The following is a 20292-nucleotide window of genomic DNA, read 5'->3' as shown; positions in this document are numbered from 1 at the left end:
GGTCGCGACGCGTTTCTCCCCGGCATAAACTTCGCGAGGCACCCCTATTACCAGTGACATTCTCGGTTCTCCATTACCAATACAAAAACAGTCGATCATGCACAATGCATTGATCAATAAATATTTAATTGCACGAACAAGGGCGGCACGATCACTTTATCTCGGACAGATAATTCCTGATCAAGGGAGCTGCCATCGGCACCCGCGCCAGATATCGATCCTGCAAGGGTTTGGTACGTGTGCGGATGTCCGCCATCATTTCCGGAGAAATCGGCACTTCTTCCATGCCGTTTGATTTCAGGATTCGCAAACTCTCAGCATTGGCAGCAGACGCTTCATCCCACAATGCGGTTTCGACTTTTGCGGCAATACGTTCAATCGATAGCCGATGCTTTTCAGGAAGCTTTTTCCAGACATCAAGATTGATGGTCACCATATTGCTCGACCAGGTGTGATTGGTGGCATAGATATATTTCAAGGATTCCCAAGCCTTCGCATCCACTGCGGTTGTAGCTGAAGTGGCCACGCCATCCACGAGGCCCACCGTCAACGCCGACTTGAATTCCGGAAGTGGAATCTGCACGCCTTTCAACCCGATTGCATTGCAAATTGACACAGTACTTTCATCAGCGCCTCTGACCTTTATGCCATTCAATGCATTCAGCTTATCTGCCCTGATCTTTAAAAACAGGTATTGCGGCGGTGACGGAACCATATAAAGAATTTTTTGCTTGTATTGGCTTTCTGCTATTCGCTCGAACTCAGCGCGAACAAACTTATGCAGAATTTTCAGATCCTTCTGGGATCTGACAAGAAATGGAATACCTTCAACACCCAGAAAAGGCGCATCCGAAACCTGCTGGCTGGCAACAATGTTTGCCATCTGGACCGTACCGTCCCTGACCGCACGTATCTGCTCAACGCCCTTCAATCCGAGCAAGCCGCCGGCAAACACCCGGATATAGACTTCACCGCCCGTCTCTCGATTTACTTCGGCCGCAAATAACTTTTCACCACGAACCAGGAAATTATCCTCAGGCAACACATCGGACAGGCGCAACTCGAATCGCGCCGCATGGGCCGGTGACAAGCCAATCAATATTGCGCAGAAGATCATCAGCAGCCAGAAATTGCGATACCGAGATAACATGGAAGCCCCCTGCCGTGATGAATAGGCCGATAAAAAATAACCCCAGATGCCACCATAGCACCTGGGGTTTCCATTATTTACAAATCAAGGATACAGACCACGTTCCTGACGCGCCATCAAGATGCGTTCACACGCAACCGCATAGGTGGCAGTACGCAGGGATATCTTGAGTCGATCCGACGCTTCCCAAATCTTGAGGAAGGCATCGCCCATGATTTTATCCAAGCGGGCATTGATCTCGTCTTCAGTCCAGAAGAAGCTCGAAAAATCCTGCACCCATTCAAAATAGCTGACTGTCACGCCGCCTGCGTTGCAGATGACATCCGGCACAACCAGAATGCCGCGCTCAGCCAAAATGTCGTCGGCTTCCGGTACGGTCGGGCCGTTTGCGCCTTCCAGCACCAGCTTGCATTTCACGCGCTGGGCACGCTGGGCAGTCAGCTGGCCTTCCAGCGCAGCCGGAATCAGGATATCGGACTGCAGATTCCAGAAGCCTTCGTTATCGATCAGTTCGCCACCGTTAAAGGTTGCAACCGAGCCGTACTCTGCCTGGCAAGCCAGCAGCCCGGCCATATCGAGACCATTCTTGTTGTAGATCGTGCCCATATGGTCTTGAACGGCAATGATCTTGGCACCGGCTTCAGCGAACAGGCTGGCGGCCACACTGCCGACGTTACCGAAGCCTTGCACGATCACCCTGGCATCCTGCAGATTCAGACCAATACGCCGTGCTGCCTCGCGCCCGGTCACGAATACACCGCGTCCGGTAGCCTTGACCCGGCCAAGAGAGCCACCCAGCTGGATCGGCTTGCCTGTTACCACCCCGGTAGCCGTAGCACCGGTATTCATGGAGTAGGTATCCATCATCCAGGCCATGATCTGGCCATTGGTGCCAACATCGGGTGCAGGAATATCGCGCTGCGGGCCGATGATAATGCCGATCTCGCTCGTGTATCGGCGGGTTATACGTTCAAGCTCGCCGCGGCTGAGGGCATGCGGATTCACACGGACCCCGCCCTTTGCACCACCGTAAGGCAAATTGACCGCAGCCGACTTGACTGTCATCCAGGCGGACAAAGCCATGACCTCTTCCAGCGTGACATCCGGGTGATAGCGCACCCCGCCCTTACCCGGCCCGCGTGACAAATTATGCTGCACGCGATAGCCCTCAAAATGCTCAACCCGGCCATCATCCATCTCGATTGGAATATCCACGATCAATGCTCGTTTAGGCCGCTTGAGCGTTTCCACCCAGCGTGACAAATTTCCGAGATAGGGGGTTACGCGATCAACCTGAGAAAGATAAGTACCCCATGCACTATTGGGGGTCGGGTTGACGTAAGAAAGGGAACTCATTGCAAACTCCTTGCTCATTCCATGAATTGATCGTTTCGATATGATGGATTCTTGCCACTGGCAGCTAAAATCAAGCGCTCTGTGCTTCCATCTCTGGACTTACTTTTCGGCAACAACCTGAGAACATCATACGATGTCTCTGCGCTCAATGAATAAGACGCTTTTTGTCTGGCAGGATAAGAAATTTGCAATAAGAAACAGGAATAACTGGGCGCATAAACATTACCTTATGCGATATATTTTGGAGGCGACACAAAAAGTACAGCCCTGACCGGAATGGCGCAGGGCTGAGTACTCTTCACCTGATCAAAATGTATTATCTTGCAGTCGACTCACACACTTGACCTGCTGCTTGAACGCCAGATTCCTCATCCGCAAACAATCCGATTTCTTCGATGGATTTTGCACGTGTCTCAATTCCCAGGAATGCCACGATGACTGCAACACCAAGCAATATTCCTGAAATTGTGGCAAATACCGCCACCGAACCGAAATTAGACAAAATCCAGGCCACACCGAAAGGCGTGAAAACGGTAAACAGGCGACCGATTGAGTTGCAGAAACCAGAACCTCTCAACTTGATTGCCGTTGGCCACAATTCCGGCACATACACGGCAGAGGCAAAACAGACATACATGAACAACACAACAGTCATGCAGAAACCAAACACGACAATCAAGGTTTCCGTGCGTTGCAGTGAATACACGTAAGCCAGGATAGCCAGGGATACAAGCAAAGTGATAGCGGTCGCCTTGCGCGGGAATCGATCAATAAAGCGTGAAGTCAGGAATACGCCGAGAGGCGCGCCGCAGAACATCAGCGATGTTAGCGCCAACGTTTTTTGAACAGTGATGCCGGATTGCACAAAAATGGTCGGGATCCAGTTGATAATGCTGTAAATCGCCGTATTCATGGCAATCAACACGCTGATTGCCAGAACAGTAGTTTTCAGCAAATGGCCCTTGAACAGCTGTGTGAACGGTATGTCTGCCACAACCGTATTCCGTGTTGCTGCCACTGCAGCAACCGGCGGAAGCTTGATACCTTGCTGTTCTTCAATATCTCTCTCAACCTTGGTCAAGATTTCATCGGCTTTTTTCAGGTCGCCGCGTGCTTCGTACCAGCGTGGAGATTCCGGAATACCATGCCGGGCAACCCACAGGATCAGCGCGGCTACGCCTGCAATCAGAAACATCGCACGCCAGCCAAAAATCGGCATGACCAGAAAGCCGGTAATCGTGGCGACAGGAGGTGCCATATTGCCCACCAGCGACAAGGATGAGGACCATTTTCCACGTGTTTTTGCCGGAACGAATTCGGTGAACGTAGCGAACCCCACCACAATTTCAGCACCGAGACCAATACCGATAATGAAACGGAAAATGGTCAGCATCAGCATGCTGGTGGAAAAAGCTGCCGCGATGGAAGCCAGGCCGAAAATCAGCAAATTGATCTGATAGGCAAACTTTCTACCCAAGCGATCCCCAGTAAAGCCTGCGAACAAGGAACCCACGAAAAGACCGGCCATCGTGACGGAATTGAATGTGGCATTCCACCAGTTGTTGGACCAACCACTCTTGACCAGTTCTGCCAGCGCCAAGCCACCGATATAGTTATCAAAACCATCAATCAGAAGGCCAAGGCCGATCAGCCAGAATACCTGGTAATGCCATTTTGAGGTAGGCAGCCTATCCAGCCGCGCCCCGATATTGCTCTGATTACTCATAAACCCCCCTCACTTTTAAGATTACCCTTATGCTTTCGATTTTTCCCAAACAAACCAAATCGAAATATTTTATTAATATTTAACATGAAATTTGCAACACAACACCCACCCAAACATAAATAAAACCAAGGCAAAATAGAAAATTAATCAAGCGAATCAATTTTATCCGCAGACAAAAACCAAAATACAATATCGTTTTTATATTCAACCATAAGAAACTTCGCTGAACCCAGCGGGCTGCCAGACAAAAAACACCCCCCCGACAAGCGGGGGGATATTTATTTTTTCAAAAAAATTTCTGGAATCACGACAAGGGATAATCCATCCCATGCCACATTCTGAATTACCGACAAATCACCCAAGAACCCAGTTAGGGAACCAGAGCACAATTTGCGGGAACAGCGCCAGCAATATAACAAATGCCATCATCAAGAACAGGAACGGCATGGTCACCTTGCACAAATACCCCATCGGATAACCCGTGATCCCTTGAATGATCGACAAATTGAATGCTACCGGCGGAGTGATCTGTGCCATTTCCACGACCAGAACCATAAAGATGCCATACCAAACCTTGTCGAAACCGGCAGCCGTCACCAACGGCAGTACGACAGGCAATGTCGTGGCAATCATGGAAAAGCCTTCCAGGAACATGCCAAGCACGAGATACATCAGCATCAGAACAATGATGAGTCCGATCGGAGGCAAGTTAATCGCAGTCACGAAATCAGTAACTGCTCCCGGAATTCCCAATGCTGCAGTGGATGCTCCCAGGATGGAAGCGCCGATAATGATCATGCCCATCATGCTGCAGGACTGCACCGTACCAATCGCAACCGCACGAATGGTTTCCAGCGTAATCGCCCCCTGCTTCTTGGCAACAGCAAATGCACCCAACACACCCAGCGCTGCTGCTTCAGTCGGCGTAGCTACACCGGCATACATCGACCCGATCACGCAAATGATCAGGAACATGGCAGGCGCAAGTTCTTTCAGTGCAGCAATACGGGCAGTAAACGGCAGGTTGCGCAAGTTGCGTTCGGATTCAGGGATCAACTCAGGTTTGCGCCATGTCACGGCCATGATCATGCCCATGAAGCACAAACCCAGCAAAAGCCCGGGAATCCAGCCTGCAGTGAACAGGCGCAGGACTGATTCTTCCGCCAACACGCCGTAGATGATCATCACGGTGCTCGGAGGAATCAGAAAACCCAAGGTACCCGCACCAGCCAAGCTGCCGATAACCACGTCTTCGCCATAACCGCGACGCTTCAACTCGGTCAGCGTCATCTTGCCAACCACCTGGGTGGTTGCGGCAGAAGATCCGGAAATCGATGCAAATATCGAGCATGCCAGCACATTCACGTGGATCAGGCGCCCCGGCAGCAATCCTGCCCAGGGAGCCAAACCATTGAACAGCGTGCGCGACAAATTGGTACGAAACAGAAATTCGCCCATCAAGATAAACAATGGTAACGAGACCAAGTCAGCATTCGACAAGATATTGAACGTATGCTGGGCAACCAATTTACCAATTGGAATATCGGTAAAAGATCCAGCCAATATCATGGCCGTCGAGGCCAAAGCCAGGCCAATTGCGACACCAGAACCCAGTAGCCCGAACAGCGCTACAAACATGGTTACAAATATGGCAGTCATTTTGTATTCTCTTATTCGGAGGCCGAGGCCACTTTAAACGACTCATTGAGCAGCGGTTTGTCCAGCAAGCAAGCAATCACACGCATGATGCACTGCAATGCAAAAACCGACGTACCCAGTGCGAGTGAAGCTTGCGGTACCCACAGCGGGGTGAGGCTTTCACCAGAAACCTGGCCGGAGTTGAATGAATCCACAGCAAAAAGACCAAGATTCCAGGCCAGGAAAACCACAAAAACTGCACCCACCGTTGAAGATATGATTTCAAGCGGGCGGCGGAAGCGCCCACCGAAAGCACGCAGGACAATTTCGACCCGAATCTGCATTCCGGCACGTAATGTCAGCGCTCCGCCCAGCATGAATGCAGTACCCATCAAATAAGCACTGTATTCCCAGCCCACAGCAATATGACTGGGGAAACCTTCAATCACTTTCGAAAGAAGTCCAAAAGTGATTTGGCCAAGCACCAGCAAAACCATCAAGCCCAGACACCCGGCGGCCGCATAGGCCGACACCAGTGCTATCCGGTCTATAACTCTTTGTACTGCCGCAACCGCTCCAGATTCAGCCGGCAGCGCGTCGAGATCCAGGCTCATGTTTATTTCCTTCCTGTTGCGGAGAGATAGTTATTGATGATCGGCGCAGCAGCCGGAGCCCGCTTCAGATATTCATCCAGCAGCGGCGTTGCCTTCTTGCGCATCTCCGTCATCATCGCAGCATTCACCGGCACCACCTCCATGTTGTTGGCAGCCAGCTTTTTCAGGCTTTCCACATCGGCATTGGCAGAAACTGCCCAGAATTCCGGTTCCAGCTTGGCAGCAATGGCCTCAATGGTTTTCTGATGCTGGGCCGGAATCTTCTTCCAGCTATCCAGGTTGATGTTCACCATATTGGTCGACCAGGTATGGTTGGTCGGATACACGTACTTCAGGAATTCCCAGAATTTGGCATCGACACCGGTAGTGGCCGACGTTGCAACACCGTCCACACGACCTGATGCCAGTGCAGGAATCAACTCGCCAAACGGGATCAGCACACCGGCCATGCCGATGGCGCTCACTGTATCGACCGTCATCTTGTCCGCACCGCGAATCTTGATGTTCTTCAGGCCATCAAGCTTGTCGGTCTTGGTTTTCAGGAACAGGTACTGACCAGGAGACGGCACCATGTACAGCACTTTCTGGTTGTACTTGGTGGCAGCCAGTTTTTCGATCTCAGGGCGGGCAAACTTGTGCAAGGCCTTGAGATCAGCCTGAGAGCTCACCAGGAATGGCACACCCTCAACACCAAACAAGGCATCATCACCAATTTGCTGGCTCAGCAGAATATCGGCCATTGGAACCATGCCATCGCGCACAGCGCGAAGCTGTTCCGGACCCTTGAAACCAAGAGAACCACCAGCGCGGATATTGATGACGACTTCACCATTGGTTTGCTTGGCGACTTCATCAGCAAAGCGCTTGGCGTTCTGCACCATGAAGTTACCTTCAGGCAGCACATCGGCCAGGTTCAATTGAATGGGCGCGGCAACAGCCGGCAGGGACATCATGGCAGCAGCAGCGCCAGCACAGGCGGTGGCGATGAAGTTACGTCGAGTGACCTTCATTGTCTTGCTCCTTATTGCTCGTTTGGTGAATGCGAGAAATCACAGCGGCTTGTTTTCTGAGTACATTGAGATCAACACGGACTTCCTGTCTCAATGCATTCAACCGTGTGTTCGGAAGAAATCGTATGCGCGTTGCTACGACATGGAAAAGACGCTTTTCATCTGGTTGTATAAGGTTATGCAATGTTTGCTCCCTCCTACCAGCGTCGCCCAGCCTTGGTGCAAAACACGATTTTTCATTCCGCCGATAAAAAAATAATAAATACTTTACAATCATAGACATAGAAAAAACCATTCGCCCAAAACAAGCCGGAATGGTGCATTCGACGCACCCTTTTTGCCCCCACATATCCAGCGATAAAATCGCCCTGGGCTCACCACCACATACAGCTTATTTGCAACAGACTGGATAAGTTTCCGGCATGTTGATCACACCCGGGTCAGCCACTTTATGAAGTAGGTTCCGGCCGGTTACAAAATAAAGATGAGAATCGCTACCGTTTTTGCACCAGGATTGCACTCGTGTGAGGGCATTGAACGTCAACTTGCAGGATGCCTTGTCGCCCATGCGCTTTGCTTCTTCCGTAGGTCGGAATTCACCCCGACACAATGATCAGTGCTGTCGGGTTGAAACCCGACCTACGGCGCCAGGGGAAAGGTGATGGGCTTGCGTAAAAAACCATCAAGCGTGAACAGGCTCTCAGGCAACATCGGTATGCAGTGGAAAAGGAGGAGAACTATTCGATCCCTGGCATGGCTTAAAACGCATGCCGTGGCTATCCGGCACCGGGCATCGGGCCAGGGACGCAGTGGATCGCGATCAGGCGCACCGCACGCCGCACACCCCAACCAGCAGGCAAAAAAAACGCCACCTTTCGGTGGCGTAACACTTCGCTTCTACAAAGGGAACTTGTTGCGTTAGTTGTGGGCGCGTGCTTCCAGGGCATCAACAAAGGATAGATCCCAGCGGTTTTCCAGAATGGCCTGGATGCTGGCCTCTTCCTTGGCTTGCTGGGCCAAGGCTTTTTCGATCAGGGTTTCAGCTTCTGCCGGATTGAAGGCCAGCAGGCCATCGTCGTCGCCCATGATAATGTCGCCCGGCATCACCACCATGCCGCCGATATTGACCGGCACATTGATCTCGCCCGGGCCATCCTTGTACGGGCCGCGATGGATATGGCCGCGTGCAAACATCGGAAAATCGCGCTCGCGGATTTCCGCCACATCGCGAATCGCGCCATCGACCACGATGCCAGCCAGACCGATACTGCGGCCATATAGAGACATGATGCCGCCCAGAATGGCTTGCTGCGTATCGCCGCCACCGTCAATCACCAGGACATCGCCCGGACGGCAGTATTCCTTCAAAGCACGCAGAACCGCCAGATTATCGCCGTGGCTGACGCGCACGGTGACAGCAGTGCCGGCCATGGTGCCGGTGCTGCTGTCATATTTTTTCAGATCACCGGTGCCGATAAAACGATGCAACTGATCGCTGATCAGTGCCACCTGGATGGTGCGCAGCACATCGATGATGGCCGGAGCTGCCTGGGGTACAGAAGGATTTCTGCGTGCGCCTGTAGACATGGTTTCTTCCTTGAATTCAGTAAACGGATGGTCGTATGCAATCAAACCGAACCCGGCTTGAGCGTGGTCAGGCCTGCTGCCACTTGCAGCGTGGGCAGGATTTCCATATTGGAAATGTTCACGGCAATCGGTGCGGCAATGGCAAATGCAATCGCATCGGCAATATCCGATGCCTGCGGCAATTCGAAGCCATCAATGAACTGGGCACGCGCCTCGGCCGGATCGGTGCCATTCACGTGGGCAAAAATATCGGTGGCTACGCGACCCGGGCAGATTTCCGTCACGCGCACGCGTTTACCCAATGCATCGGCGCGCAATTGGCGCGACAGCATATGCATGGCAGCCTTGGTGGTGTGGTACAGCGAATTGCTGCCAATGAAGTTATAAATGCCGGCGATCGAAGTGATATTGACGATATGGCCACGATCGTTCTGCAGCATGGAAGGCAGAATCAGGCGGACCAGATGCAAGGCGGCCTGCAGATTCACGCCAATTTCCGCATCGACCTGTTCCGGCGTCGCCGTCATGATCGAACCTGGGAAATTGATACCGGCGTTATTCACCAGAATATCGAATTGCACGTCCTTGGTCAGTTGCGTCACCGCGGCCAAATCGCGCACATCCATTACATGCGGGATGCAACCGGTGCGATCGGCCAGTTCCTGCAGCGGGCCGGCACTGCGCGCCAGCGCGTGCACTTCCAGCCCTTCCTTGCAAAAGCGTTCGACGATGGCCGCACCCATACCGGAAGAAGCCCCGGTCACCAATGCTGTTTTGTAATCAGAGAATGGCATCAAATAACTCCGTATCGGGCATGCACAGCAACAGGAATTGCTGTTTCAGATGAACAGGACAGTGGTGTTCCCACCAGCGTTGTGACGATCTTAGGACCTGCTTGAAGGATTGACCAAGACGGTTTGAGTTTGAAGGGATAGAGCTGGCTTATGACAGACGGCGGCCTGCGGATTTCAAATCCTGTGTCGGATATCAGCCATCGGAACTTTGATTGACCCCATTCGAATTTCGTGTGTCACGTTGACGATAGGCGTGTGATAGCTTTGTCATCGAACGAGGCAGCATCGGATTTGTGTCCCGAGAAACTGAATTGCGAAATAGGGTCGCGGCAATTGCGACAATTCGGTCTGCCCCCAATGCAATGTCAGCCAACGCAGGTGCGATAGGAAAACACACGATGGATCTTCAGAAGATCAAGGCGCTGATCGAATTGGCGTCGCAATCCAGATTGTCCGAGCTGGAACTGGAAGAAGGTGATTGCAGGATTCGGCTATCACGTGGCGCGGTGCCCGGTACAGCCCCCAAAACGGAAACCGTGGCTCCCAAAGCACAAGCCGTGACCAGCGGCGCAGCGATGCCCAAGGCTGCCGAACCGGCGCCACCGGCCCCCAAAGCCGCGCCTGCCGCTGCAGCACATTCGGTCACGGCACCGATGTTCGGCGTGTTCTGCCTGAAACCGGCGCCCAATGATCCCCCTTTCGTGCAGGTCGGCGATACCGTCAAGAAGGGACAAAAACTCTGCATGCTGGAAGCCATGAAGCTGTTCCATTCCGTGAATGCAGATCGCGACGGAAAAATCGCGGCGATTCTGGCTGAAAACGGTCAGGAGGTCGATGCCGGCCAGGCGCTTTTCCGGATCGAGTGAAAGCAGAAAAATTATTGAACTGAGCATTTGTTCAAAGTCTGCAGCCAGACCATGAACAAGCGCCAGGAAACAAAAGGTAGATTCCATGTTCGATAAAGTGTTGATTGCCAACCGTGGCGAGATTGCATTGCGCATCCAGCGTGCCTGCCACGAACTGGGCATACAGACCATCGCCATCCATTCCGAGGCTGACCGCGATGCCAAGCATGTGCGCCTGGCCAGTCAGGCCATCTGCATCGGTCCGGCCTCGCCCGGCCGCAGTTATTTGAACCAGGCCGCCATCCTGCTGGCAGCAGAGCTGAGTGGTGCGCAGGCGGTTCACCCCGGTTATGGTTTCCTGTCGGAAAACGCCACCTTCGCCGATCGGGTCGAAGCCGCCGGCATGGTGTTCATCGGCCCCAAGCCGAATGCGATCCGCACAATGGGCGACAAGGTAGCCGCCAAGCGTGCCATGCGCGAAGCTGGCGTACCGTGTGTGCCCGGCCCCGATGGCGCATTGCCGGAAGATAGCGCCGAGATCAAGCAGATTGCGCGTGAAATCGGCTACCCGGTTATCGTCAAGGCAGCCGGCGGCGGTGGCGGGCGTGGCATGCGCATCGTGCATGCAGAAGACGAATTGCTCGATGCCATCTCGGTCACGCGCGAAGAAGCGCGCCGCGCTTTTGGCAACCCGGAACTCTATATCGAGAAATTCCTGGAACATCCACGCCACGTCGAAATCCAGGTGCTGTGCGATACCCATGGCAATGCGCTATGGCTGGGATGCCGCGACTGCTCGATGCAGCGCCGTCACCAGAAAGTGGTCGAAGAAGCGCCAGCCCCCGGCATTCCTTATGAACTGATCGCACAGGTCGGCGAGCGTTGCGCCGAAGCCTGTCGCCAGATCGGCTATCGCGGCGCGGGTACCTTCGAATTCCTGTACGAAGATGGCGAATTCTTCTTCATCGAGATGAATACCCGCCTGCAGGTCGAGCACCCGGTCACCGAGATGACTTCCGGCATCGATATCGTGCAGGAACAGATCCGCATTGCCGCTGGCGAGCCGCTGCGCATCAAGCAGTCGGATATCACGGTCAACGGCCACTCGATCGAATGCCGCATCAACGCCGAAGACCCATATGCCTGCACCCCGTGCGCGGGCAAGGTTACCCGCTGGGATCTGCCCGGCGGCAACAGCGTGCGCATCGATTCGCATGTCACCGCAGGCTACACGGTACCACCCTATTACGATTCGCTGATCGCCAAGCTGATTGTGCATGGCGCCACCCGTGAAGAGGCACTGGCGCGCATGCGTCTGGCCTTGCTGGAAATGCAGGTGGAAGGCATCAGCACCAACATTCCGCTGCATCGGGAAATCCTGCAAGACAAAGGTTTCTGCTCCGGTGACTTCGACATTCATCACCTCGAACGGTGGCTGAAACAGCGGCAGGCAGCATGACCCGGCCATTGGCCTACATTTACGCAGACCGCTTTGGCCTGCACCACTTTGACGGAAATGCACAGGATGATGAATACAGTACCCACTGATCAGTCTCCTCGGATCAGCCTGCTCGGCACGACGGGCCTGCTTTTTGAAGCACCGGGCGAGATGGATTTGCACACGCAGCGCCGTATCTGGTGGCTGGCGCGTCATGTTGAAACCTGGTCCTGCATCAAGGAAGCCGTGCCGGGCATGAGCAACCTGATGCTGATCTTCGCCACGCCACCGCGCCACATCGCGAAGATTGAAGAGGATCTGGTCGAGGCCTGGCACAACGCGGGTGAACTGCAACTGGAAGGCCGGATTATCGAACTGCCTGCCATTTACGGTGGCGAGCATGGCCCGCATATCAACGATGTCATCGCGCACACCGGCCTGACGATTGAAGAAATCGTGCAGATTCATACCGAACCGCTGTACACGGTCTACGCCCTGGGCAGCCATCCGGGTTACTGCTACCTCGGCGGCATGGATCAGCGCATCGCCACGCCGCGCCGCAAGGTGCCAGTGCTGGGTTTGCCTGGCGGCGCCATTTCGATTGGTGGCGCGCAGACCGGGGTATCGGCATCGGCGGGCCCCAGCGGCTGGAACACGATCGGGCACACCGACATGTGTTTCTTTGATCCGCAGCGCGATCCGCCCGCCCTGCTCGCTCCCGGAGACATGATTCGGTTCCACGCGGAAAGGATAATCAAGTGATCGAGATTTTATCAGCCACGGCACTGGCCACTGTTCAGGATCTGGGACGCGATGGCTACCTGCGCTACGGCGTGGGTACCTCCGGCGCCATGGATCATATCGCGCTGGCCACAGCCAATATTCTGCTGGGCAACCCGGAAAATTCGGCCGCGATTGAAATTCCGATGTTCCCGTTCCAGGTCCGTTTTCTGGAAGACATCACCTTCGCACTGACCGGTGCCGATGCCCAGGCCGATCTGGATGGCATGGCCGTCCCTCCGTGGTGGACGCTGCAGGCCAAAAAAGGACAGGTATTGAGCCTGAACACGCCCAAGCACGGTGCGCGCTGTTATCTGGCGCTGGCTGGCGGCGTGGATGTGCCCATCGTACTGGGATCGCGCAGCACACAATTGCGCGGCGAATTTGGTGGTTTCTGCGGCCGCACCCTGCATCAGGGTGATGTTGTCGGTGCCATGCAATCGACCGAGCGCGAGAATCTCTTCGCCGAGCTGCCAGCGGCGGGATTTGGCGTTGAGCCGCCCGAGTTCGCGCTGCCGCTGGGTGACACCGAATCGATTTCCCAGGCCACCCGTACCTTCGTGCGCGTGCTGCCTGCTGCCGAATATGAGTGCTACGAGGATGCCTCGCAGCAAGCATTCTGGAGCCAGGACTGGAAAGTCACCTCACAGAGCGATCGCTATGGCTACCGCCTTGCCGGCGAAGCCCTCGTGCCGAAGCGAACACTGGAGCAGCGTTCGCACGGCATCGTACCCGGCGTGATCCAGGTTCCGCACAGCGGCCAGCCGATCATCCAGTTGCGCGATGCCCAGCCTTCGGGCGGTTACCCCAAGATCGGTACCGTGATCGAGGCTGACCTGTGGCGACTCGGACAAGCGCGCCCCGGCACCTGGCTGCGCTTTGTGCAGACCACCTACGAAGAAGCCGTGTCGGCACTCGATACGAATCGCGCCTACCTCGACAAGGTCGGCAGCCTGGCCAAGCTCTATCTGCTCTCGAAGCGTTAACCCCAACAGGAGAGACCTGATGGATCTGAATGAATTGCAACAACTGACCGCCTGGCTGGAAGCCTCGGACCTGCAGACGCTGGAACTGAGCCGGCCGGGTGAGCGCGTCAAGCTGACCATTGGCGAGCATGGCACATCCAGTGCCAGCCCGCTGCAAGCCACGGAAGAAACGCTGGTCCTGCCAGATACAGCAGGCAGCGCAGCATCCGGCACCGCCGTATTGGCGGAAACGGCCGGCACCTTCCTGGCCACGCACCCGATGCGCGGCACCGCCTTTGCCCAGACGGGTGAAATCGTCAGGAAAAACGCGGTACTGGGGCTACTCAAAGTGGGCCATCTGTATGCGCCGGTTACGGCACCCATCGATGGCATGGTCAAACAGATCATTGCCGAGGATGGCGCAGTGCTCGGATACGGTTCGGTCGTGCTGGAGCTTGAACCGATTGCGGATGATGCCGTCACGACGGACAGCTAAAAACCCGGCCTTGTTATGTTTTAACTCGTCGCCCTGGCGAAAGCCGGGGCCCAGGTAGCCCACCTTTGCAGAGACTCAATTCCGGCCTGCGCCGGAATGACGGCTTCTTAAAACGGCAACGGGCCTAACCAAAAACCCATCAATATTCGGGAAAAACATCAATGAACATCGATCTGAATGCAGACATGGGCGAGGGCTTTGGCCCTTACCGCATGGGTGAAGACGAATCACTCATGCAGATTGTTTCCTCGGCCAATGTGGCCTGCGGTTATCACGCTGGCGATCCGGTCATCATGGACAAAACCGTGCGCATGGCGCTGGCCAACGGCGTTGACCTCGGCGCCCATGTCGGCTTTCCGGACCTGATGGGTTTCGGCCGCCGCCCGATCCAGGCCGACCCGGCCGAACTGGCCCAGTACGTGCTCTACCAATTGGGCGCATTGTCTGCGTTTGCCAAGGTGGCGGGACATCGATTGACGCACATGAGTTTTCACGGTGCGCTGGGCAATATGGCCGCTGCCGATTACACGCTGGCCGAACCGCTGGTGCGCGCCGTGGCCGCGTTTGATCCGAACATCATCGTCTCGGTTTCGACCAACACCCAGATCGAGCGCGCCGCCGACAAGCTGGGACTGAAGGTTGCGACCACCTTCCTGGCCGACCGCGCCTATACCGATGAAGGCGATCTGGTCCCGCGCAAGCTGCCCGGTGCCGTGATCAAGGATCGCGAAGCCGTGCTGCAGCGCGTGAAACGTCTGCTCGATGATGGGGTGATTACCAGCATCAACGGCAAGAAACTGCCAATCAAGGTGCAACAGATCCTGCTGCACGGCGATACACCCGGTGCCGTAGACGCCGCTCGCGCCATCCGTCAGGAAATCGAAGCCGGGAATGGCCGTATTGTTCCGGTTTCGCAGCTACTGTAAAAACAACTCTCAGACCCAGTGAATTTTAAGCATCGTCATTCCGGCGCAGGCCGGAATCCAGTACCCACGCGGATAGAAAGCCTGAACCGTGGCCTTCGCAGGGGCGACGAAGTAAAACATTGCCTGGATCAATAGTCCTGAAACCAGTCAGGCACTCAAATACCCCGCAAGCCATTGCGGGGTATTTGCATGATTTGAAACCACACCAGACCTGATCGAAAGAAGAACACTTGAACTCGTGGACGCAAGCCGTACGTTACGACACCATCATCACCCCTGCGGGCTATCAGTTCCAGGTGCCGGAATACATCATCCGCGTCGAAGATGAAGGCCTGCGAGGATGGCAGTTGCGCTATGGCGAATGGACCTTTTTTGAAGACCGCTCCCCCGACAAAAACGGCGCGGAGAAATCACTGCAACTGGCAACGGCAGAGATGAAATCCCGCATCGAGTACAAAGGAAAATAGCGGGATTCAATGTCTCGGCTGCGCATCGGCACCGAATGCAGCAACTGCAAAATCGATGAAGCTGCGCAGCTTGGGCGTCATGCGGCGATCCGGTGCGTAGACCAGATGAAATGGGCGAGTCGGTACCGGATATTCAGGCAATACCAGCACCAATCTGCCTGCGCTCACGTCCTCCCTCACCAGCTCGCAAGGTTGCAGCATCAGCCCCATCCCGGCGCGCGCCGCCATCAGCAATGCCTCACCGCTATCGACCATCAGCTTGCCCGAAACAGGAACGGTGATCTCACCTTCCGGCCCCGCGAAAGTCCAGCGTGTGCGCAGTTCCGTGTAGGAAAACCCCAGACATTCATGCTGCGTCAGGTCATTCGGATGGGTAATCGCCGTGTGGCTGGCGAGATAGGACGGCGCGGCGCACAGGCGCAGACGATACGGTGCCAGCGCCCGGGCAATCAGCCCGCTATCCGACAGTTCGCCCACCCGGAACGCCACATCGAAGCCCTCATCGATCAGGTCGACATAGCGATTGGACAACGACATATCGACCGAGACCTCCGGATAGGCGGCCATATATTCGGGTAAACGCCTGGACAGGGCGTGAATGCCAAACGAAACCGGGGCGTTGATACGCAGCCTCCCGCGCGGGGTTCCCGCGCTCATGGCGGCCATGCCCTCGGCCGCCTCGACTTCGGCAAGGATGATCTTCACCCGCTCGTAAAACGCAAACCCCGCCTCGGTCAGGCGATGCCGCCGCGTGGTGCGATGGATCAGGCACACGCCCAGATGCTGCTCCAGTGCCTGGACATGCTTGCCGACCAACTGGGAAGACATGCTCAACACCTCTCCTGCCGCAGAAAAGGACCCGAGTTCCACGGCCTTGGCAAATACGCTCATGCTTTGCAATCGGTCCATTTGAAACATCTCATTTCAAGTAATGGTCCATTTTGACCATTTATCCACATCTGCTTCAAGTCTTAAAGTACCTGCACCGATTCAATCAACAGGAGAACACAATGAAAGTCGCCATCATCGGAACAGGAAACATGGGTGCAGGACTGGCCGCAACACTGGCTGCCGCCGGGCACGAAGTCAGTATTGGCGCGCGCGATCTGGCCAAGGCTGCGGCGCTAGCGGATAAGGTTGGCCACGGTGCGATGGGGGGCGGGATTGCCGCTGCCGCCAAGCTCGCCGATCTGGTCATTCTGGCTTTGCCATTCGATGCTGTCGCAGATGCCATCAAGCAAGCGGGGGATCTGGCCGGCAAGGTGCTGGTCGATATCTCCAACCCGATCAGCGCTGACTACAAGGAGCTTGTGATCGGCCACACCACTTCAGCGGGCGAAGAAATCCAGAAGCTCGCGCCGCAAGCCAAGGTGGTAAAGGCCTTCAACACCATCTTCGCGCAGTTGCTGGCGCCCGAATCCCGCCCGAACAAGACGCTGCAAGTCTTTGTGGCCGGGGATGACGCTGCTACCAAGGCATCGGTGTCGGAATTGGCAAAGTCTGTCGGCTTCGAAGCCATGGATGCCGGCCCGCTATCCAATAGCCGTTACCTGGAGCCAATTGGCGAAATGAACATCCACTTCGGCTACTTCCTCGGCAAGGGCCCGGTCGTAGCGCCGGCCTGGGTACAGGTGTAAATGCTCGTTCGGGCAATGCGACGTGAGGTTCCCGCGGCCAAATGCGTTAATGACCGATCGCGGGAGCGGCCTTATCACCCCTTCACGCCACGCATCCCGACAAAGGCAACAAGCATTCAGCCCAAAAGAAACCGGGCCAACCCGCTGCGTTCAAAGAGGATTGGCCCGGCATGTTCTTTTGTTTTCTGGATTATGCCGGCAACTCTTCGACACCAAAATCAAACGTCTGCTGATCGACCAGTTCCAGGATGATGTCCTTCACCGCCTGGGCCGGTTCGGATAAGGGTAGATGGTCGGATTCGCACAGCGCCAGCGGGATTTCAATGCTTGGCGCCACAATCCGGCACAGCGGAACCTGTATGGTCGCGGCCATAACCTTGGCTGCGGACTCCGGCAGAATCGTGGCGCCCAGTCCGGCCGCCACCGCTGCGCTCAGCGTCGAGGCCGATTCGATTTCTGCCACGACATGCGTGGTCAACTGCAGGCTGGCAAACGCTTCATCCACATACTTGCGCAGATAGTTGTAGGGGCGTGGCAGCAGCAGATCCATCTCGTTGATTTTCGACAGCTCGATCTGGTCTGACGGAATCGGCGTACTGCGCGGAACCACGACGAACAGTTGTTCCTTGAGCAAGGGGTGGTATGACAGCCCGTGCACGACACTCTTTCCGGCATACAGCACGGCCATGTCCATGCGACCGTTCATCACCAGCTCGCTCAGTGTCGTGCCGAAATTCTCGTTGAGATAAAGCAGGATGGCAGGGTGGCGCGCGCGCACGGCCTTCAATAGCGGCAACGCCAGCGCCGATGCCGCAGTACCGGGCGCCAGACCCACCGACACCTGCCCGGACAGGCTTTGCCCGGAGTTGTTGACATCGCTTTGCGCTTGTTCGAACTGGCGCAGGATGATCTGCGCGTGCCGATACAGGATCTGGCCAGCTTCGGTGGGCGTCACGCCACGCTTGGTACGCACCAGCAGTTGCTGACGGAATTCACCTTCCAGCGTAGCCAGTTGCTGGCTGAGCGCCGGCTGGGCGATATGCAGGACATCGGCGGCCTGGGTCAGGCTGCCGATATCCACGATTTTCACAAAATACTTCAAACGTCTGAGGTTCATGCCTGCACACCATCATGAGACTGCACAATCGAAAGATCATGGCGTATCGGTCAAGTCACTGTCAATTCCAACCCCTGCCCGGTTCTTCATAAGCCAGCACTATACGACCAGATGAAAGTCATCTTTGCGGGAAATTTCCAGGGTGCTTAATGTATGTGCCACGACATCTCCAGCAAGGAACACTCACATGAGCACCTCACGCATTGCCAAACGTCTTTCCCGTGTAAAACCTTCCCCGAGCAGCGCCGCGCAGGATCGTGCCAACGCCTTGCGCCGTGCCGGCAAGGATATCGTCAACCTGGTCGTTGGCGAGCCGGACTTCGACACCCCGGCCCATATCCGCAAAGCCGCCATCGAGGCGATCGAACGCGGCGATACCCGCTACACGGCATCGGCCGGCACCTTGGCCTTGCGGGAAGCGATTGCCGCCAAATTCCAGCGCGAAAACGGCCTGACCTATTCCCCGAAAGACATCATCGTCACCATCGGTGCCAAGCACGCCATTTTCAATGCACTCTCCGTCACCCTGGAACCGGGCGATGAAGTCATCGTGCCTGCCCCTTACTGGGTGTCATATACCGACATGACGCTGGCGTGTGAAGGCGAGCCGGTTGTGGTCGAGTGCTCCGAAGATGATGGCTTCAAGCTGACCGCCAAGACACTGGAGGCCGCGATCACCCCGAAAACCCGCTGGCTGATCCTGAATTCCCCGAACAACCCGACAGGCGCGAGCTACAGTGCCGCTGAGCTGCGCTCCCTGGCGGATGTGCTGTTGAAGCACCCGAACGTCATGATCATGACGGATGACATTTACGAGCACATCCGTTTCGATACCGACGAAAACCCGCATATCGCCGTGATCGAACCGGAACTGAAATCGCGCACGCTCGTGATCAACGGTGTATCAAAAACCTACGCGATGACCGGCTGGCGTATCGGCTGGGCTGCAGGTCCGGAAGACCTGATCGGCGCGTTGAACATGCTGCAATCGCAATCGGTTTCCAACGCCACCTCGATCAGCCAGGCGGCTGCCCTGGCCGCGCTGACCGGTGACCAGAGTCTGGTGACCGAATGGAAAGAGATCTACAAGAAGCGCCGTGATGTTGGCCTCAAGCTGATCAATGATATTCCTGGCTTGAGCTGCCGCACGCCGGGTGGCGCGTTCTACCTGTTCGTGAACTGCTCGGGCATGATGGGCCGCACCACGCCGGATGGCAAGAAGCTCGAAACCGATACCGATGTGGTGATGTATCTGCTCGAAGGCGTGGGCGTGGGCCTGATTGCCGGTGCGGCTTATGGTGTTTCGCCCTACTTCCGCATGTCGATTGCCGCCAGCGTCGAGACCATCGAAGAAGGTTGCCGTCGCATTGCCCAGGCCGTGGCTGACCTGCGCGATTGAGCAGGCCCAATGAAGTTTTAATAGGTCGTCATTCCGGCGCAGGCCGGAATCCAGTCCTTGCACAGAAGGATTGCCTGGGCCCCGGCCTGCGCCGGGGCGACGAGTTAAAACATTAAACAAGCGAGCCAAAGCATCGCGTTGGCAGATGCAACACGATGTCTCATTCCGAAATCGAATACCGCTGAATGGCAGAAACTGCTTCGTCATCGTCGGTATTCGATCCTCCCTCTTCCAGACAGGAGAATTGCAATGCCCCGTATTTCCTTTGCCGACCTGAAAGCCGAATTCAAGCGCGTGCTGCTGAAAAAAGGCTGTAACGAAGAAATCGCCGATAGCTGCGCCCAGCT

19 protein-coding genes are annotated in these 20292 nt (G+C 55.6%); 9 read left to right on the top strand and 10 right to left on the bottom strand.

The window, feature by feature from the left end:
- Positions 1-151: 151 nt before the first annotated feature.
- The 8 genes from AC0KVQ_RS15020 to AC0KVQ_RS14985 form a co-directional block, all read right to left on the bottom strand.
- Complete coding sequence (locus AC0KVQ_RS15020) at positions 152-1150, bottom strand: TRAP transporter substrate-binding protein (RefSeq protein WP_473421996.1); 999 nt, start codon at positions 1148-1150, stop codon at positions 152-154.
- 84 nt (positions 1151-1234) lie between these two features.
- A complete protein-coding gene (locus AC0KVQ_RS15015; protein WP_473421995.1) occupies positions 1235-2506 on the bottom strand; it encodes a Glu/Leu/Phe/Val family dehydrogenase in 1272 nt (423 codons plus the stop codon).
- A gap of 316 nt (positions 2507-2822) precedes the next feature.
- On the bottom strand, positions 2823-4232 hold the full coding sequence (locus AC0KVQ_RS15010) for an MFS transporter (protein WP_473421994.1): 1410 nt from the start codon (positions 4230-4232) through the stop codon (positions 2823-2825).
- A 354-nt stretch (positions 4233-4586) separates the two neighbouring features.
- Positions 4587-5891 (bottom strand): TRAP transporter large permease, encoded by a 1305-nt coding sequence (locus AC0KVQ_RS15005; protein WP_473421992.1) that lies wholly within the window; start codon positions 5889-5891, stop codon positions 4587-4589.
- A gap of 11 nt (positions 5892-5902) precedes the next feature.
- Positions 5903-6484 carry a TRAP transporter small permease subunit gene (locus AC0KVQ_RS15000; protein WP_473421991.1) on the bottom strand — a complete coding sequence of 194 codons (582 nt, stop codon included), beginning with the start codon at positions 6482-6484 and terminating at the stop codon, positions 5903-5905.
- 2 nt (positions 6485-6486) lie between these two features.
- On the bottom strand, positions 6487-7494 hold the full coding sequence (locus tag AC0KVQ_RS14995) for a TRAP transporter substrate-binding protein (protein ID WP_473421990.1): 1008 nt from the start codon (positions 7492-7494) through the stop codon (positions 6487-6489).
- Between the two features lie 918 nt (positions 7495-8412).
- Positions 8413-9081 (bottom strand): RraA family protein, encoded by a 669-nt coding sequence (locus tag AC0KVQ_RS14990; protein WP_473421989.1) that lies wholly within the window; start codon positions 9079-9081, stop codon positions 8413-8415.
- 41 nt (positions 9082-9122) lie between these two features.
- A complete protein-coding gene (locus tag AC0KVQ_RS14985) occupies positions 9123-9875 on the bottom strand; it encodes an SDR family oxidoreductase (protein WP_473421988.1) in 753 nt (250 codons plus the stop codon).
- A 398-nt stretch (positions 9876-10273) separates the two neighbouring features.
- Between AC0KVQ_RS14985 and accB the strand changes: the two genes are divergently transcribed.
- From accB to AC0KVQ_RS14950, 7 genes are all read left to right on the top strand, one after another.
- Entirely contained in the window at positions 10274-10741 is a 468-nt protein-coding gene (accB, locus tag AC0KVQ_RS14980; protein ID WP_473421987.1) for an acetyl-CoA carboxylase biotin carboxyl carrier protein, read from the top strand.
- 85 nt (positions 10742-10826) lie between these two features.
- On the top strand, positions 10827-12179 hold the full coding sequence (gene accC, locus AC0KVQ_RS14975) for an acetyl-CoA carboxylase biotin carboxylase subunit (protein WP_473421986.1): 1353 nt from the start codon (positions 10827-10829) through the stop codon (positions 12177-12179).
- Between the two features lie 66 nt (positions 12180-12245).
- Positions 12246-12920, top strand: a complete 675-nt coding sequence (gene pxpB / locus AC0KVQ_RS14970; protein WP_473421985.1) for a 5-oxoprolinase subunit PxpB — start codon at positions 12246-12248, stop codon at positions 12918-12920.
- Positions 12917-13924 carry a 5-oxoprolinase subunit C family protein gene (locus AC0KVQ_RS14965; protein WP_473421984.1) on the top strand — a complete coding sequence of 336 codons (1008 nt, stop codon included), beginning with the start codon at positions 12917-12919 and terminating at the stop codon, positions 13922-13924. Before pxpB ends, AC0KVQ_RS14965 begins: the two co-directional genes overlap by 4 nt.
- A 19-nt stretch (positions 13925-13943) precedes the next feature.
- Positions 13944-14399, top strand: coding sequence for an acetyl-CoA carboxylase biotin carboxyl carrier protein (locus AC0KVQ_RS14960; RefSeq protein ID WP_473421983.1), 456 nt, complete (start codon positions 13944-13946; stop codon positions 14397-14399).
- Positions 14400-14560: 161 nt separating this feature from the next.
- Positions 14561-15325, top strand: coding sequence for a LamB/YcsF family protein (locus AC0KVQ_RS14955; protein ID WP_473421982.1), 765 nt, complete (start codon positions 14561-14563; stop codon positions 15323-15325).
- Between the two features lie 230 nt (positions 15326-15555).
- Positions 15556-15792: a hypothetical protein gene (locus AC0KVQ_RS14950; RefSeq protein WP_473421980.1), complete on the top strand. Its 237-nt coding sequence runs from the start codon at positions 15556-15558 to the stop codon at positions 15790-15792.
- 6 nt (positions 15793-15798) lie between these two features.
- On the opposite strand, the gene AC0KVQ_RS14945 is transcribed toward AC0KVQ_RS14950, so the two are convergent.
- Entirely contained in the window at positions 15799-16701 is a 903-nt protein-coding gene (locus AC0KVQ_RS14945) for a LysR family transcriptional regulator (RefSeq protein ID WP_473421979.1), read from the bottom strand.
- 101 nt (positions 16702-16802) lie between these two features.
- Between AC0KVQ_RS14945 and AC0KVQ_RS14940 the strand changes: the two genes are divergently transcribed.
- Positions 16803-17429 carry an NADPH-dependent F420 reductase gene (locus AC0KVQ_RS14940; protein WP_473421978.1) on the top strand — a complete coding sequence of 209 codons (627 nt, stop codon included), beginning with the start codon at positions 16803-16805 and terminating at the stop codon, positions 17427-17429.
- A gap of 190 nt (positions 17430-17619) precedes the next feature.
- Here the strand turns inward: AC0KVQ_RS14940 and nac are convergent, their stop codons facing one another.
- Positions 17620-18546, bottom strand: coding sequence for a nitrogen assimilation transcriptional regulator NAC (nac, locus tag AC0KVQ_RS14935; RefSeq protein WP_473421977.1), 927 nt, complete (start codon positions 18544-18546; stop codon positions 17620-17622).
- Positions 18547-18733: 187 nt separating this feature from the next.
- Here nac and AC0KVQ_RS14930 point away from each other — a divergent pair, with 187 nt between their 5' ends.
- Positions 18734-19945, top strand: coding sequence for an aspartate transaminase (locus tag AC0KVQ_RS14930; protein ID WP_473421976.1), 1212 nt, complete (start codon positions 18734-18736; stop codon positions 19943-19945).
- The last annotated feature ends 347 nt before the right edge of the window (positions 19946-20292 follow it).

This window comes from Formivibrio sp. oc-25, assembly GCF_055810895.1.
The sequence above is the reverse complement of the archived record's forward strand: the minus strand, read 5'-3'. Positions and strand labels throughout refer to the sequence as shown.